Genomic DNA, 16545 nt, shown 5'->3' on the forward strand with positions numbered 1-16545 from the left:
TCACATAATAAAAAGGACTCATACCAGTTTTCGGGCAGAGCTCATTACTCCAGAAATTAAAAACCACATTTAAACTTATTTTTGAATATATAGACATTAATGTTTAGACTCCCTTTTTCAATTTTGTATGATTACTGAGCAAATAAACAAAAAGGGGATTTATACATGAAAAGAAAGCTCAATTTAATTTTATGCTTCACTTTACTTATTACTATTTTCCTCCCATTGTCATCAGTGAGTGCCTATACGGGAGGTTATGCCAACGGAAAAAGTGTTGATGCAATGATACCTGACATATATTTTATAGGAAGACCCCATGCAAGCAAAGCAAGTACAACACTTATAACAGATAACAATGAAGAAACAAACTATTTACTTCCTAAAGATAAGATGGTTATGATTGATTTAGGTACAGATAGAACTATTGATTCTTACAAGCTTAAAAGTGATTCTAAAAATTTAAGAAATAGTTTCTACGACCGAGACACAGGTTATATAGGCATATTTGAAACCAACGTAGGAAATGGAGAACTGAAGAAGCTTCCAAATGAAAAAAAAGTAGAACGCGTTAGATTCGTCACTCTTTATTCACTTAGTGGTGAAGACATAAATATAAGCGAACTTGACTTTTTCAACAGTAAAGATACAGTACCAGCACCGGAACCTTCTCCAACACCAGATCCTAAACCGACACCTGAACCAACACCGACGCCAAATCCAACACCAAGTCCTGAGCCTAATCCGTCTGAACCTACTGAGCCGACCGAACCAGCACAACCAACTGGCGACCGAGCTATTCTGACTGTAACAATGGACAATGGATTTGATAAGGAATTCGATCTAAGTAAAAAAGAACTCAGTGCATTCATTGCTTGGTATGACGCTAAAGATGCTGGTAGAGGCCCTTCATTCTTTGCTATCGATAAACACAATAACAACAAAGGTCCATTCAGCAACCGTAAGGACTATGTAATATTCAATAAAATACTCACATTTGAAGTAAGCGAGTATTCAACAAAATAATAAACAACAAAGGACTTCATACTGGTTACATACCAGCGGAGTCCTTTTTCACATCTACTCTAAATTCAAATTGATTCGGAAGAAATAAGATTCGTTAATCGGAATCGATTCAGGTAAAAACTTCTCTACGGGGCCTCTATATAATCTAAAGTGTCATTTATGTTCTTCATTCGGTTGTTTTAGAACAAGTAAGAGTTTTTTAATCTCAATCAGTTCGCCTTCGATCCGATGAAGGTGGCTCTGCATATCGTCAATCTCTTGTTCGGCTTTGTAGTTGATCGCGAAGTCAATGATCGATTCATGCTTATCCCTTGCAGCTTGGCGGTTCTGACTCATCATAATGACCGGAGCCTGAAATGCTGCAATAAAGGACAAACACAAGTTCAACAAGATAAATGGAGGTTCATCGAAATGAAAGCGAGTAAACGGCAAGCTGTTCAAGAGTATCCAGAGGGCCAGAAAGATAGCGAAATAAGTAATAAATCTCCAGCTACCGCCGAATGATGCAATCCGATCTGCAAGACGATCTTGCCAGCTTGTCGTTCTTTGGTACGCTTCATCTAAATGAGAAAGAATGCTATTCTCGTAACTATCGACTAGCCGATCAATACGACGGGTATTTTCCTGATTCAATTCAATATCAAAGCCTTGAATATGAGCAGCACTTTTATTTTGCTGTTTTTTTTGAAAAAAATTCATTTTTGACATGTCAACTGCCTCCTTGTTTTAAGGCAGTCGGGCCCAATACTAACCCGTAGGGGAGGAATAGCAACCATACTCAATTATGGTATCTAGTTTTAACCCGACTGCCAATAGACTCCCTGGTTCTGGATCCGGTTCAGACGAACTTCGACTACTCATTGAATGGTTCAACCCCTCTCCCCTTAACATGTTGTGGGCTCCATATTTTACTGATCACACTGGAACCAAATCATTGCCAATACTACAACATTGAAATAAAAACGCCCCTCAGCTAACTGAAGGGCGTCGTTCTGCATGCAGGATAAAGCATACAAATATCCGATTCCCCCAAGTCGAGCTTTAGCACTATACGACGTAAAAGAACCAAAGTTCTTTAGCCACATTAAGAAGAGCCTTAATCCGGCAATTCCTGTTATACCCATTGGCATCTTTCGATGTTTCCGGGCAGTGGCTTATGTTCATATAGGAGCCTCACCTAACGAGGACATCAATATTTCCTTAGCAAGCATACTGCTGTCTAAATGTGCTGTCAAACCCAAATATATTTGCTATATTCCACATGTGTTTGTGCCTGGTGACAGCGACGCTGGCACTCCCCCTTATAACGCAAAAATAATAAGTCGTGGGGCCGCAGTTGCGGCAAACAGATGGTCTAAAACTTACATCATATCATCACCCAACGGTTTTACTACATATACTCTTACCTGGCTTAATGCAGCAGCAAATAGTTCTATATCCGACTTTAACACTTTATATGTATGGTTCAAGCTGATCACCTCAGATAGTTATTCTGCCGTGTGTGGTAATTCCTGCACTAAAGAAAGCTCTGCCGACCATCAGGTTAGCAGAGCTTTTTCTTTAAAATCCTCCAATGGTAACGTTAGGCTGAATACTATGGTGGTGGTTAAAGGCTTGGTCCGGCATAGTAACAATAAACAAAAAGCTAGCCGCGATGACTAAAAATACCATTTTTTTGAACATTGTTTTCCCACACCCTTTCAATAAAATTGAAATACTCAGCTTTAGTTTCAGGAACTGCATGGGCTTGAAAACGAACAAACAACCCCATACAGTTTATAAAGTAAGTTTCATTATTTATTATATGTGACTTTACCATTGCATTCATCAAATATTTAAAGCCATCAATGTACTTCCCTCGGTATAAATAATAAAAACCTAATTCGTAACCAAACCACGCGATATAATCCGGTATCACTTGTCGGGTATACATATCATCTGATGATGGTTGCTGTGAAAAAGTCGCAATTAGCGTTTCAAATCGTTTGAGTATATTGTCTACATCTATGCTAAACTGGTTTGCTGCGATTATAACATTCAGCAGTTTTGAAAGCTTTTCATTCTCGTTAGCGGCTGATGTTGTAGCAATATATTCAACATAATCGTTCAGCAGGCTTATTTCTCCTGACAACAGCTTATATACGTAAGTATTTCCTACCGCCCACTGACTGAACAGGTTTATCCAGTGTTTTGTATCCTCGTCATCCTCTTTAACCCAGTCTAAATCCGCATAGGCGTATGTATATTGTAGAGCTTGTTGATAATCGCCTTGGGCTTCACAAACACTAGCACACAACAAATCGGCGTAAGCAATGTATCCAAATAACGGATTTCTGGTTTCCTTTTCATGCTCCCTGTTCTTTCGATTCTTCTGCTGATGCTTTATGGAATATTGTACTTCAGCTTTCCCTCTCATTTGCCTTGCCATTTCCTCAACCTTGTCCCACTTACGCAAAGACCTGTACACATTAGCCAAATCCTTTAACGCATCAAGTTGTTCTAAATCATCTAGGCGCTCGACATAAGGCTCAAATAGTATAGCTGCCTTGTGGTTGCGGCTTTGGTCGTCACCAATCTGAATCGTGAATATACGATATTGACAGACTGCCAATCGTTCTGAATGTTGATATTTCTCCGCTTCAGCTACCCCCTCATAGAGCAGCAATGCAGCCGCATGTCTTCCCTGCGCCAACAATTCTTCTGCAATTTCAAATAGCTTGGGTGAATACAGTAGATTGTCCATGATGGCTCCCACCACTCGACGGATTGCATCCAACTTGTCCAACTCCGCACAGCGAAACAAAAATGGCTCGATTCGTCTCATATTCGGAGGATGGTCGATGATGTAGTTTTCTATGAACAAGACATAAAAGTGACCTTCCGGTAACCCCATAGCCTCGGTAATGCGATCTATCTGGTTAACAGACATAGATTTATTGCCTGACACTATGCTACTTACTATCCCCCTATTCATGCCCGCTATATGCCCAAACTCCATCATGCTCAAACCTTCTTGTTTTAGATATTGTTCCAATTCTGCTCTAATCGTGGGTGTAACTTTCATAGATAAACCACCCTCCATACAGAAGTACCAATATTTATATATTATTGCATTCTATTGTTGTCCATAATTTAACAGTTGTCAATAATTTTTATTTATTTGCATCGAATGTCGAAGTATATAAAATAAGCAGTTCCAAAGAGTCACTCTGCATTGAAGTCAAATAACCCTGCCACTGTTACCGGTGAGACTTATGTTAATGGAAATATAATCCTTCAAAAAGCAGACACTTACATTGATCTGACTGTACAAAAGTACGGAGGGTTACTTGCTGAGTGGGACTACAAATGATTGGTGATATTATGCTACTCTATAAATAAGCAAATAATTTAATCAAGAGGTGTAATAATGCGGTTTCATGAATTTTATATCGGACAAGTATTTAAAACCAAGTCTTTAAAATTAACTAAAGAGGATATTACCAGATTTGCAAGGGAGTTTGACCCGCAATATATGCATTTAGATGAAGAGAAAGCATTACAAGGTAGATTTAATGGAATTATCGCTTCAGGAATTCAAACATTAGCTGTTTCTTTTAAGCTTTGGGTTGAAACAGGCAGTTACGGTGATGAGGTTATTGCTGGAACTGCTATGAATAATATTAAATTTATTAAACCAGTATATCCAGGCGACGAATTGTACACCATTGTTGAAGTGATTGGAGTAAAAGAGATGAGGAATGGAACAGGACTCGTTACTGTATTGCTGTCGACTTTCAACAACAAAGAGGAGCAAGTTTTTGAAGGCGATTTATCCGTTCTGGTTAAACAGTAAAGTTTCATAAAAAATCAATTATTACAAGTTTGAAGAGGTCCATGCATTTTAGCACGAACCTCTTCTCTTTATTCTAACGTGGCTTGACTTGCGGCTTCATGTTCAGCCACACGTTGCAGTAATTCCTACTAAGTCTTCATTTGACGACCTTGACGTGCCCTTCTACAAACTGAATATCGCATAGATTCTACATCTTGAACCCGTACTTTTCCACCATTTTGGATAACATATCTATGCCTTCTGGAGTTCGACTAGCATTTCCGTCCAATGTAATAATAATAAATTGATATTGCAAATCATATAAATGAATAATTTACTATAAATCTCTGAGATTCGCACTGTGCTATTTTAGTATAGAGGGCTTTGAGAATGACATTTACTAATCTCAGCCCATAGTTTGTCATTCAACTGCTTTTGTATTGGATCTGGACAAACAACGCGATGGAACGAGAAGCATCATACAAACCATAGAGGTATAGTTGCTTCAAGAGCGGTCTAATCTATGTAAAATTTTGGTTCAGTGTAATGAATTTCACATCTTTCCGGGTCAACCTGTTCTACCATAGAAGGGTGATACGCCGTGCTGGGCAGACCACTTTGGTCGGGACGGTTACGTCTTGTTCTAAACCAGCTACACAGGCTGTCTGGCATGCGCGGCAAGTACGCCTTTATTTTGATTCGAAGCGGAGTGTCCAGATGTTGAATACCGAATTGGAATACCGTGAGCGCATCAGGAAGTTGGCCGTGTGTATTGTCAAGCACTACCGGGGAAAAGGACCGGACAACGTCAAGGTTTCACTGGATTCGCCGCTCCGGATTACGGTAGAAATTCGAGGTACATTGTCTAATTTGTCCGAAATTCTCGTTCATGAAGGGGCTGAGGACAAGGTCAGGGAATATTGGGACGTCCTTCGTCCCTATCTAGAAAAGGAGTTTATGAACGAAGCCGAAAAAACACTCGGCAGTCCCTTCACTTATACTTGGGAGGTCTGCCCCTCCGTCCATGGAGACGGACACATTATCATTACTCTAGAACTACAACACATACACCGGTTGGATTAGCGGGAAGGAGCTTGTCTCCTCGCTCGCGGATAAGCCAGTACAGGATGCAGCGTAAAGCGGCATTTTTGTATTGGCTTTTTTTATGTTACGAGTTTCATCTATTTCATATAAAAGAGGTGCTGCACTTATGGCAGACAAGGTATTGACCGTATGTCCCTACTGCGGGAGCGGTTGTCAGCTTCATTTGCTGGTGGAAAAAGGACAGGTAATTGGCGCAGAGCCGGCTGGTGGTCGTACGAATGAAGGAACACTGTGTCTGAAAGGACACTATGGATGGGATTTTTTGAATGACCCGCAAATTCTGACTGCACGCTTGCGCAAGCCCATGATTCGCAAAAATGGAGTTATGGAGGAAGTCGAGTGGAAGGAAGCCATTCAATATACTGCCGAACGGCTGTCAGCAATTAAGGAAAAATACGGACCCGACTCCATTATGGGAACGGGCTCCGCACGCGGTCCGGGTAATGAAGCCAATTATGTCATGCAAAAGTTCATGCGAGCGGTCATTGGCACGAACAATATTGACCATTGCGCTCGTGTATGCCACGGCCCTTCTGTAGCAGGTTTGACTTACTCGCTCGGAGATGGAGCTATGTCCAACTCTATTCCTGAAATTGAACACTCTGATCTCATTTTCGTGTTTGGATATAATGCACCCGAAACACATCCGATCGTCGCAAGACGCATTGTAGCTGCCAAGCAAAGAGGCGCCAAAATTATTGTATGCGATCCGCGCATGACCGAAACAGCTCGTATTTCGAATATGTGGCTACCCTTAAAGGGCGGTTCGAACATGGCTTTGGTGAACGCTTTTGGTCATGTACTTGTGCATGAAGGACTGTACGACAAACGATATGTTGAAGCAAACACAGAAGGCTTTGCCGAATACGTAGACAGCATTAAAAAATATACTCCCGAATATGCGGAAGGCATTACGGGGGTCAAGGCGGCCGATATCCGGGCGGCTATGAGGGAATATGCAAAGGCCCCTACCGCTACAATTTTGTACGGAATGGGCGTATGTCAATTTTCACAGGCCGTTGATGTGGTAAAGGGGCTCGCTTCCCTTGCACTGTTGACTGGAAATTTGGGCAAGCCGAATGTGGGTATCGGACCAGTACGGGGACAAAACAATGTACAGGGGTCCTGTGATATGGGCGCTTTGCCGAATGTGTATCCTGGCTATCAGGATGTAACAGATAACACAGCTCGCAAAAAGTTTGAAAAAGCATGGGGTGTTGAGCTGCCACGTAAAAAAGGCTATCCACTTACGGAGGTACCACACCTCATTCTGAAGGAGAACAAGCTGAAAGCTTATTACATTTTTGGCGAGGACCCTGTACAAAGCGATCCGAACGCCGCCGAGTTGCGTGAAGCCCTAGACCAATTGGAATTTGTCGTGGTTCAGGATATTTTCATGAACAAAACAGCGCTGCACGCCGATGTCATCCTCCCTTCTACTGCCTGGGGTGAGCATGACGGCGTATATTCTTCGGCAGATCGGGGCTTTCAGCGCATCCGTAAGGCCGTTGAGCCACAGGGTGATGTAAAGCCAGACTGGGCTATTATTAGCGAGGTTGCTACCGCCATGGGCTATCCTATGTCCTATGCAAACACAGAAGAAATTTGGGATGAAATGCGCAGTCTCAGCCCATTATTCTCCGGTGCCAGCTACCAAAAAATGGAGCAGCAAGGCGGCGTGCAATGGCCCTGCCCTACTGAGGATCATCCAGGTACACCGTATTTATATAAAGGAAATCAATTTTCGACACCTAGTGGCAAAGGCAGATTATTCGCCTGCGAATGGCGTCCACCACAAGAACAACCGGATGCAAAATACCCGCTTGTCTTGTCCACAGTCCGTGAGGTAGGTCACTATTCCGTTCGTACCATGACTGGCAATTGCCGCGCGCTGCGCCAGTTGTCTGATGAGCCTGGCTTTATTCAGATTAGCCCAGAAGACGGAGCAGATCTGAATATTCTGGATGGCGAAATTGTTGCTATATCCTCTCGCCGGGGACGCATCATGGCACGGGCACAAATCAGTGACCGTGTGCAACAAGGTGCGACCTACATGACCTATCACTGGTGGGTTGGAGCATGCAACGAGCTGACCGCTGATTTTCTCGATCCGGTATCCAAAACCCCGGAATTAAAATACTGTGCCATCCGTCTGGAACGGATCGCCGACCAAGCGCAGGCCGAACGTGATGTACATGAATCGTACCAACGGATTCGCAGACAGATGAACGTCCAGGAAGCTGTTTTGGCTAATAAGGTGACGAGATGAGCGGCACAGGGAATATGATGCACCGTCTGACAGATAACCGGTCAGCTTCGACGAGTAGAATGGGAGCAGCCAGTAGAACAAGCGCTGTTGCTTCTTCTTTTGTAGTCGCAGACGCCGGACAGTGCATCGGTTGCAAAGCCTGTGAACTGGCGTGCTTCGCCGTTCACAGTCAGGCTAACGGCATAGGAGCTTCGGTCGGAACCGTCAGCGTACCTGTTGTACCCAAGGTGTATGTTGTACGTACAGGGGAAATGTATGTGCCGGTGCAATGCCGGCATTGCGAAAATGCCCCCTGCGCACATGCTTGTCCGGTACAGGCCATTCGTCAGGAGGACGGCGTCGTCATGATAGATGAGGAACGATGTATCGGCTGTACCTCCTGTGTTTTGGCCTGCCCCTTCGGGGCAATTGAGGTGTCTCCGGTCTACCGGGCAGGACACGTTGTAACGCAGTCCGGCCTGACTCACCGTGCAAATCGAGTCGCCCTTCCCCGCACCGCAGCAAGCAAATGCGATCTGTGCGCGGAAACAGAGAACGGACAGCCTGCATGTGTAGAGGCCTGCCCGAATCATGTCCTACGGCTGGCCAAAGGTATATCCGACTCACCTCCAGAGCCTCGGCGGGAAGTCTTTTTCCCACGCCTATAAGGCCAAAATCAGCCGCAGAAAGGTAGAAAACCATGTCAACCACAATAGACAAGATCTCCTCGCCTCCTTGTATGAAGACGACTGATTGCACAGACCCTGTCATTCATATTGACCCTACGCTCTGCACAGGATGCAGACGTTGTGCTGGGGTTTGTCCAGTAGATGCCATAGAGGGATTGCCCGGAGAACCGCAAACCGTTAATGCAGACCGATGTGTTATTTGCGGTCAATGTGTACAAATATGCAGCGTATACGCATCTGACTGGGCAGGTTCATCTTCACAGGAAGGCGCCGCTAGACGGCTGGAACGTATCCAAGAACGCGATATGCCTGCCGACATCAGAGAGCCACTATTCGCTGCCTATTATAGCTACAACTTGAATAAGGTAGCCGATATGATGACCAAACCTGGACAGTTTCGGATCGTCCAATGTGCTCCAGCCATTCGTGTTTCACTCGCGGAGGAATTCGGAATGCCGTTCGGCACCTTGACGCCTGGGAAAATGGCTGCTGCTTTACGCCGCCTTGGCTTCGACCGGGTATACGACACCAACTTTGGAGCTGACGTGACCATCATGGAGGAAGGCACTGAATTGATTCGTCGCGTGACCGAAGGCGGTCCCTTACCCATGTTCACATCCTGCTGTCCAGCATGGGTCCGATTTGCAGAGATTGAATATCCCGATCTGCTAGACCATCTATCCAGCTGCAAATCTCCGATGCAAATGTTAGGAGCGCTAATCAAATCTTATGGCGCACAACTGGACGAGGTGGAACCTGCGAATATATACAGCGTTGCCATCATGCCCTGTACTTGTAAACAATTTGAATGCGATCGTCCCGAAATGGAATCTGACGGTTACCGTGATGTGGATGAGGTACTGACCACACGTGAACTTGCATACTGGATCAAGCAGCGCGGAATTGATTTTGCGAACCTGCCTGATGAAGAATTCGATTCACCGTTAGGACAATATTCAGGTGCAGGCTCCATTTTTGGAGTCACTGGAGGAGTCATGGAAGCTGCCATCCGTACAGGTTACGAGCTGCTGACAAATGAAAAACTGCCGAAGCTCCAGCTCGATTTTGTACGTGGTGAGGAAGGCATTCGAGTAGCTGAGGTTCAGGTAGGCAAGCTGCAGCTCAAGGTAGCGGTCGTCGCCGGGCTACAACATGCCTATCAGCTACTGGATCGTGTCCAGGCGGGCGAATGTGATTATCATTTTATTGAGGTGATGGGCTGCCCTGCTGGATGTATCAGCGGAGGGGGACAACCTAAGCTCATGTTAGAAAAGCAACGAATTGAAGCTTATCGTGCACGTAAATCCTCCATTTATGGACATGATGCTGCACACCAGGTACGAAAATCGCATGAGAACCCTCACATCATCAAACTTTATGATGAATTTCTAGGTGAGCCGCTGGGTCATGTGTCGCATCATCTGCTGCACACCACCTTCCAACAACGGGGGCCCGGCAAGCAAAGCCGCAGCAACACTATTTCCACCAAAGGGGATGCGGATTACTCCATTCATTAATACATTAAGTTATTTTTATGCTGTATACATTATTTTTGTCGTAAGTTAGAGAGGAGTCGAATTGTATGAACCGTTTTGTTTTAGCTGATCCCGATCAATGTATCGGCTGTCGTACCTGTGAAATCGCATGTGTCATCGCACATTCAGCGGAGAACCCTTTTATCTCGCCGGATGATGAGTTTCATTTTCACCCTCGTCTGAAGGTTATCAAATCATTTGGGGTCACTGCACCCGTTCAGTGTCGTCACTGTGAGGATGCTCCATGCGCCAACGCTTGTCCGAACGGCTCTATTACGAACGCAGATGGCTGCATTCTCATTAATAGCGAAAGCTGCATTGGCTGTAAAACCTGCATGATCGCCTGCCCTTACGGCGCGATTAACATGGTACCCGAGTATCGAAACGGGCAGCCTGTCGTGCAGGATGGATTGTATACCAATATGTCAGGACGCTTGCAACCCAAAGAGCGCATGATTGCCAGCAAATGTGATTTATGCGAAGGCGTGGACGGCGGTCCGGCCTGTATTGGTAAATGTCCAACACAAGCCCTCAAGCTGGTCGAGCCAGATCTGGTTCATGCCCGGGTTGAAGAAAAACGCGCTGCAAGTGCACGTCAGCTACTGCATATGACACGCATTCCGGCAACGGGTCTATGACCGAAGGTTTCCCTCTGTCTACAAATACGCGAACCGAGCGGGATGCGCTAGGAGAGATGGAAATTCCCGCAGATGCCTTTTACGGTATTCACACCGCACGCGCGATGAACAATTTTGCGGTCAGTGGCAGACCCGTGAACCAAAACCTGATCCACGCTCTTGTGTTGGTAAAAAAAGTAGCCGCTCAAGTGAATGGTGAGCAGAAACGGCTCCCTGCCCAACGGGCCTCTGCCATTGTAAATGCCTGCGACGAAATACTCGCCGGGAGGCACCAACATATGTTTACCGTGGATGCCATGCAAGGCGGCGCAGGCACCAGTACCCATATGAATGTAAATGAGGTCATTGCTAATTTGGCCATCGTACAGCTAGGAGGCAGACCAGGGCAGTATGAGATTATACATCCTCTGGATGATGTGAACTGCTGCCAGTCTACGAATGATGTCTATCCCACAGCGCTACGAATTGCAGCAATACGGCTGCTTCGGCCTTTATGTGACACGATGTCTTCGTTACAGGATGCTTTACAGCACAAAGAAACGGAATATGCTGACCTGCTCAAACTAGGCCGCACTCAGCTAATGGATGCCCTGCCCATGATGGCCGGGCAGGGCTTTGGTGCCTACGCAAAGGCTATAGCGCGCGACCGCTGGCGTCTCTATAAAGCTGAAGAGCGGCTGCGGGAAATCCCTATTGGAGGCACGGCGATTGGCACAGGTATGAACGCGCCCCGCGCTTACAGCTATCGGATGGTCGAAAAGCTGGCGGATGAGACTGGTTTTGGACTGAGTCGCAGCGACCACCCGATGGACCCGATTCAAAATATGGATGTCTTTGTGGAGGTGTCCGGTCTACTCAAATCAGCCGCCGTGAATCTGTACAAAATATCTGGCGATTTTCGCCTACTGGCCTCTGGTCCTTTCGGTGGTATTGGCGAATACACGCTGCCTCCAGTTCAGGCCGGATCCTCTATTATGCCTGGCAAGGTCAATCCGGTAATAGCTGAAATGGCAGGACTAACAGCCATGCGTGTGATAGCCGAAGATGCGGCTATCACTATGGCCGCTGCCTCCGGTCAGTTGGAACTAAACGCATTCCTGCCGCTGATTGCCGAATCGCTGCTGGAATCGCTACATATTCTGAACAGCGCGGTTCGACTATTCGAGGAAAGATGCGTACGCGGCCTGATCGTGCGTGAGGAACGCTGCACTACAAATCTGCGTAACTCAGCCGTGATGGCTTCTGCGCTGGTCGCGGAGCTTGGCTATGATGAAGCTGCCTCCATTGCATCTGCAGCCATTGTGCAAGGTCGCACACCAGAGGATATTGCAGAAGATCGCGGCCTACTGACCCGTTCGAGGATTGACCAATTATGCCATCCCTATACAGTAACCAAACCCGGAATTCCGGGGCAGGAAGAAGGAACTCACCATGGGAATGAATGATACCCCTCGTAGCAACCGACCACATATTGTCCTGCTCGGTCGCCGCAACGCAGGCAAATCCAGCATTCTGAACACCCTGACGGGTCAGCCCGTCGCTGTGGTATCTCCTGTAGGAGGAACGACCACGGACCCCGTTTTCAAACCGATGGAGCTGCTCCCAGCGGGTCCCATTGTTCTGGTGGATACCGCCGGACTGGACGATGAGGGTGAGGTCGGGGAGCTGCGCCGCAACAAAACGCTAGAAATACTTAATAGTACAGACTTGGCCTTGCTCGTTATCGACGCCACCGTTGGAGTCGGACCATTCGAGCATGAGCTACTCGAAAAGCTCCGCAACAAAAAGATTCCTGTTATTGGGGTATTGAATAAGGTAGATACCCTTACTGAATCAGATAAAACGGCTACAAAGCTGGCAACTGAACTGGATCTCACCCTGATTCCTTTCAGTGCATCTTTGCTCCAGGGAGACACGGAACTGAAAAAGGCTATCACGAATACTCTCCCCCAAAACGAGGATCGTTTCCGTATCGTCGGTGACCTGTTGTCACCCGGCGATGTTGTTGTGCTGGTCGTCCCAATCGACAAAGCTGCACCAAAAGGCCGATTGATCCTGCCACAGCAGCAAACAATCCGCGATACACTAGAGAGCGATGCCATCGCCGTAGTGACCAAAGAACATGAACTACGATTGACGCTGGAGAGATTGGGACGTAAGCCTCAGTTGGTCATTACCGATTCACAGGTTTTTATGAAAGTAGCGGCCGACACGCCCAAGGATGTGCCTCTTACCTCTTTTTCCATCCTGTTTGCCCGTCATAAAGGCGATCTGGACGAACTGGTACGAGGTGCAAGAGCCATTGATCGCCTCAAGGATGGAGACCGTGTACTCATTGCCGAAGCCTGCACTCACCAATGCCAATCTGACGATATTGGTCGAGTGAAAATTCCCCGCTGGCTCCGCCAAACGATAGGCAAACGTCTCATCATCGAGCATGCATCCGGCTCCAGCTTCCCTGATGATCTGAGCGAATATGCACTGGTTATTCATTGCGGTGCATGCATGCTCAATCGGCGTACGATGCTTCATCGAATGTCGGAAGCGAAAGCTGCCGGAGTGCCGATTGTGAACTATGGTATTTTCATCGCTTATGTACAGGGGGTCTTTCCCCGTGCTATTGAATGCTTCCCATCTGCTATGCTGGCATGGGAGCAAGCTGTAGAAGCCGGCAGTTATTCCTAAAAGACCTTATCTCGTCATTAATATTTTTTTCCAGATACACAAAAGCAGTCGCGCTGATTCCAACGCGACTGCTTTTTATTTTCAAGTTCTATTATAAATCATGAGAATTTTCATAGTGTGAAATGATACTACGAATAATATAAATTGCTAAAAATACAAATCACGCTCGCCTGCTTCCAGTCGCTCCAGTCTGTCAAGCGTCAAACGGCGCGTCGATTCACGTGGTATACGCTCCAAATTCTCTCGCAGAGCGGCAGCTCCCAGTTCACGCGCCTCCTCATCCCCATAATCCAGCAGATATTCTTGGAAGGTCAGCAGCGAATTCGGCTGGCACACATTATGAATTTGTCCTGATTTGGCAAGCTCCATGAAACGATCTCCAGTTCGCCCCTCACGGTAGCAAGCTGTGCAGTAGCTCGGCATATATCCGCCACGGCACAAACTTTTAATAATCTCCGATGGTGAGCGATGATCCCCCACCTCAAATTGAGGCTTATCATCAGTTTCCTGTTTTGCATATGCCCCTACGCCTGTAGCTGAACCTGCACTAATCTGCGACACGCCTAGACCAATGACGCGGTCCCTATATTCCGGCTCCTCGCGTGTGGACAGGATCATACCAGCATAAGGGACAGCCAGTCGAAGGACGGATACAATTTTCATAAAATCCTCATCGTTGACTAGGTACGGATATCGCTCCAGGTCTACATTTTCAGCCGGACGCAATCGTGGAACTGAAACCGTATGAGGGCCACACCCAAAGGCTTCTTCCAAGTGCTCGGCATGTTTCAGCATCGCTACGGTTTCATAGCGGAAATCATACAGACCGTACAACACACCGATCCCCACATCATCTATACCCGCACGCATGGCTCTGTCCATTGCGGTGGTGTGCCAATCAAAGTCCCGCTTTGGTCCCTGCAGGTGGAATTTACGATAGCTTTCCCGATGATACGTTTCCTGAAATAAAATATACGTACCAATGCCTACCTCTGCCAGCTTCCGATAGTCCTCCTCGGTTGTGGATGCAATATTCACATTGATCCGTCGAATGCTGCCGTTATCTACCTTGACCTCATAGATCTGGCGCAGACAATCGACGATATAGTCAATGGGACAATGGACTGGGTCTTCCCCCGCTTCCAGCACGAGCCGCTTGTGTCCCAGTTCTTGAAGCACTCTAACCTCCTGTACCAATTCCTCCGGTGTCAGACGGCTACGAGTAAAGCTGTCATTGGTATGTTTATAACCACAATATTCGCAGTTATTCACGCAGTGGTTGCTTACATATAAAGGGGCGAACAGCACAATTCGGTTGCCATAAATTTGTTCTTTGACTGCCCTCGAAGATTTGAACATCTCTTCCAATAATTCAGGATCATCCACATGCAAAAGAGCCGCCGCTTCACTCGCACTCAGTCCCCGGCAGGCTCTCCCCTTTTCTAAAATTTCTAAAATACGGCTTCGATCTGTTGCCTCTTGTTTCCCCTGCTCCACTGCTGCCATAATCTCTGCTTCATTAATAAAATCCGCCGACACTTTCTCCCGTACTCCACTCACGTATACCCATCTCCTTATTTATGGTTACTGCAATGTTTCCGTTATGGCCTCACAAAGTTTCCTGTCTCATAAGCTGTCGTTGCACCCTCAAACTATCGCCGCGCCCCATATCGACTTCAAATCCCGCTCCACGGATCCGCAGCTCCAAGCAATGTCGACATTGGGCAGACTCATCGCCCAAACATATTTTATTCTCATAAATCGCATACTTAGGTCTCACCGCTAGTGGCGACAAATTGGGCATCACCACATTTGCCCCTGCCTGAAGCGCCTTCTCCCTGCCTTGGGGATGAATCGTTCCCATTGCCGTGGACGCCGGAATAAGTGCATCTGGAACGACCAATCGGGATAACGAAATAATATCGAGTGCCTTTTCCATGCTCCCCTGACTGGCATCCCGAAGCGGCGTGTTGCTATGCGGTAAAAAGGGGCCAATCCCGATCATATCTGGTGACAGGCTGTGCAGATAGACCAAATCGTCTGCTAATTCACTATTCGTTTGTCCTGGTAACCCCACCATACATCCGGCCCCGATCTGAAAGCCGATTCGTTGCAAAGCCAGCAGACGGCTGCGCCTGCTTTCCATCGTCATCGTCGGATGCAGCTTGGCGTACAAACGGGGGGAAGCTGTCTCATGCCGCAGCAAAAAACGGTCCGCGCCCGCCTCGTATAATTGCTCATAAGTTTCATCATCCCGTTCACCGATGGACAGTGTAACCGCCACATCCGCAAAACGGCTTTTAATTTCGCGAATCAATTTCGTCAGCCGTGCCGCTGTAAACCAGTAATCTTCCCCACTTTGCAGCACAAAGGTCCGATAACCGAGTTCATACCCCTCCGCACAACAGGCCAGAATTTCTTCTGGCTGCAAACGGTAACGATCTGCCTGTTTATTCGAAGCGCGCAGCCCACAGTACATGCAGTCCTGACGACATATACTGGAGAATTCAATTAATCCCCGTAAAAAAACACCTTTGCCATAGCGCTCCAATTTGGTGCGAGCTGCCAGGTGGCGCAGTTGAGCCCGAAGCGTTGGCTCATCATCCAGACGTGTCAGCAGCTCCATCATTTCCATATGCGTCCATTCCTTGCCGTCAGCCAGACGCAGTAATAATTCGTCCGTGACTCATCCCTTCTTCCCTCGTCCATCCGGACTTCACATCATCAGCGGCTTGTACCGTACATGTATTATTCTAGCAATATCGGAGAGGATGTAACGTGATTAGTTTCACAAAAAATCCCATTTTAT

General features: G+C 46.7%; 13 protein-coding genes and 1 riboswitch. Of the genes, 9 read left to right on the forward strand and 4 right to left on the reverse strand.

From position 1 onward, the window contains the following. The first annotated feature begins 165 nt into the window (after nt 1-165). Complete coding sequence (locus NLX82_RS01835; protein WP_254347433.1) at nt 166-1023, forward strand: hypothetical protein; 858 nt, start codon at nt 166-168, stop codon at nt 1021-1023. 153 nt (nt 1024-1176) lie between these two features. On the opposite strand, the gene NLX82_RS01840 is transcribed toward NLX82_RS01835, so the two are convergent. Beyond that, on the reverse strand, nt 1177-1731 hold the full coding sequence (locus NLX82_RS01840) for a DUF1003 domain-containing protein (protein ID WP_069079742.1): 555 nt from the start codon (nt 1729-1731) through the stop codon (nt 1177-1179). 311 nt (nt 1732-2042) lie between these two features. Then, a riboswitch (M-box (ykoK) riboswitch) is annotated at nt 2043-2215 on the reverse strand. A gap of 453 nt (nt 2216-2668) precedes the next feature. Further along, a complete protein-coding gene (locus tag NLX82_RS01845) occupies nt 2669-4087 on the reverse strand; it encodes a helix-turn-helix domain-containing protein (protein WP_254347434.1) in 1419 nt (472 codons plus the stop codon). A 345-nt stretch (nt 4088-4432) separates the two neighbouring features. Here NLX82_RS01845 and NLX82_RS01850 point away from each other — a divergent pair, with 345 nt between their 5' ends. The 8 genes from NLX82_RS01850 (at nt 4433) to hydF (ending at nt 13736) form a co-directional block, all read left to right on the forward strand. Continuing rightward, nucleotides 4433-4858 carry a MaoC family dehydratase gene (locus NLX82_RS01850; protein ID WP_028540679.1) on the forward strand — a complete coding sequence of 142 codons (426 nt, stop codon included), beginning with the start codon at nt 4433-4435 and terminating at the stop codon, nt 4856-4858. A gap of 696 nt (nt 4859-5554) precedes the next feature. Further along, the gene (locus NLX82_RS01855) at nt 5555-5920 is read left to right on the forward strand and encodes a hypothetical protein (RefSeq protein WP_013310644.1); all 366 of its coding nucleotides are present in this window, start codon (nt 5555-5557) and stop codon (nt 5918-5920) included. A gap of 127 nt (nt 5921-6047) precedes the next feature. Continuing rightward, nucleotides 6048-8210: a formate dehydrogenase subunit alpha gene (gene fdhF / locus NLX82_RS01860; RefSeq protein ID WP_076295295.1), complete on the forward strand. Its 2163-nt coding sequence runs from the start codon at nt 6048-6050 to the stop codon at nt 8208-8210. Then, entirely contained in the window at nt 8207-8857 is a 651-nt protein-coding gene (locus NLX82_RS27500; RefSeq protein WP_076295294.1) for a 4Fe-4S dicluster domain-containing protein, read from the forward strand. Before fdhF ends, NLX82_RS27500 begins: the two co-directional genes overlap by 4 nt. A 32-nt stretch (nt 8858-8889) precedes the next feature. Continuing rightward, entirely contained in the window at nt 8890-10395 is a 1506-nt protein-coding gene (locus tag NLX82_RS01880) for a [FeFe] hydrogenase, group A (protein ID WP_023989099.1), read from the forward strand. Nucleotides 10396-10460: 65 nt separating this feature from the next. After that, nucleotides 10461-11051 carry a 4Fe-4S dicluster domain-containing protein gene (locus NLX82_RS01885; protein WP_028540676.1) on the forward strand — a complete coding sequence of 197 codons (591 nt, stop codon included), beginning with the start codon at nt 10461-10463 and terminating at the stop codon, nt 11049-11051. After that, a complete protein-coding gene (locus NLX82_RS01890) occupies nt 11048-12496 on the forward strand; it encodes an aspartate ammonia-lyase (protein WP_076159271.1) in 1449 nt (482 codons plus the stop codon). Before NLX82_RS01885 ends, NLX82_RS01890 begins: the two co-directional genes overlap by 4 nt. Beyond that, the gene (gene hydF / locus NLX82_RS01895; RefSeq protein ID WP_254347435.1) at nt 12483-13736 is read left to right on the forward strand and encodes a [FeFe] hydrogenase H-cluster maturation GTPase HydF; all 1254 of its coding nucleotides are present in this window, start codon (nt 12483-12485) and stop codon (nt 13734-13736) included. Before NLX82_RS01890 ends, hydF begins: the two co-directional genes overlap by 14 nt. A 147-nt stretch (nt 13737-13883) precedes the next feature. On the opposite strand, the gene hydG is transcribed toward hydF, so the two are convergent. Both hydG and hydE read right to left on the reverse strand, forming a co-directional pair. Then, complete coding sequence (hydG, locus tag NLX82_RS01900) at nt 13884-15296, reverse strand: [FeFe] hydrogenase H-cluster radical SAM maturase HydG (RefSeq protein WP_069079746.1); 1413 nt, start codon at nt 15294-15296, stop codon at nt 13884-13886. Between the two features lie 49 nt (nt 15297-15345). Further along, on the reverse strand, nt 15346-16398 hold the full coding sequence (gene hydE, locus NLX82_RS01905) for a [FeFe] hydrogenase H-cluster radical SAM maturase HydE (RefSeq protein ID WP_226887778.1): 1053 nt from the start codon (nt 16396-16398) through the stop codon (nt 15346-15348). Nucleotides 16399-16545: the final 147 nt, after the last annotated feature.

It is taken from the genome of Paenibacillus sp. A3M_27_13 (genome assembly GCF_024213315.1).
Classification (GTDB): domain Bacteria; phylum Bacillota; class Bacilli; order Paenibacillales; family Paenibacillaceae; genus Paenibacillus; species Paenibacillus polymyxa_B.

Excerpts from the sequence above, each read along its gene's own strand:
- NLX82_RS01835 (WP_254347433.1), top strand. The coding sequence starts at position 166 with ATGAAAAGAAAGCTCAATTTAATTTTATGCTTCACTTTACTTATTACT.
- NLX82_RS01840 (WP_069079742.1), bottom strand. The coding sequence starts at position 1,731 with ATGTCAAAAATGAATTTTTTTCAAAAAAAACAGCAAAATAAAAGTGCT.
- NLX82_RS01845 (WP_254347434.1), bottom strand. The coding sequence starts at position 4,087 with ATGAAAGTTACACCCACGATTAGAGCAGAATTGGAACAATATCTAAAA.
- NLX82_RS01850 (WP_028540679.1), top strand. The coding sequence starts at position 4,433 with ATGCGGTTTCATGAATTTTATATCGGACAAGTATTTAAAACCAAGTCT.
- NLX82_RS01855 (WP_013310644.1), top strand. The coding sequence starts at position 5,555 with ATGTTGAATACCGAATTGGAATACCGTGAGCGCATCAGGAAGTTGGCC.
- fdhF (WP_076295295.1), top strand. The coding sequence starts at position 6,048 with ATGGCAGACAAGGTATTGACCGTATGTCCCTACTGCGGGAGCGGTTGT.
- NLX82_RS27500 (WP_076295294.1), top strand. The coding sequence starts at position 8,207 with ATGAGCGGCACAGGGAATATGATGCACCGTCTGACAGATAACCGGTCA.
- NLX82_RS01880 (WP_023989099.1), top strand. The coding sequence starts at position 8,890 with ATGTCAACCACAATAGACAAGATCTCCTCGCCTCCTTGTATGAAGACG.
- NLX82_RS01885 (WP_028540676.1), top strand. The coding sequence starts at position 10,461 with ATGAACCGTTTTGTTTTAGCTGATCCCGATCAATGTATCGGCTGTCGT.
- NLX82_RS01890 (WP_076159271.1), top strand. The coding sequence starts at position 11,048 with ATGACCGAAGGTTTCCCTCTGTCTACAAATACGCGAACCGAGCGGGAT.
- hydF (WP_254347435.1), top strand. The coding sequence starts at position 12,483 with ATGGGAATGAATGATACCCCTCGTAGCAACCGACCACATATTGTCCTG.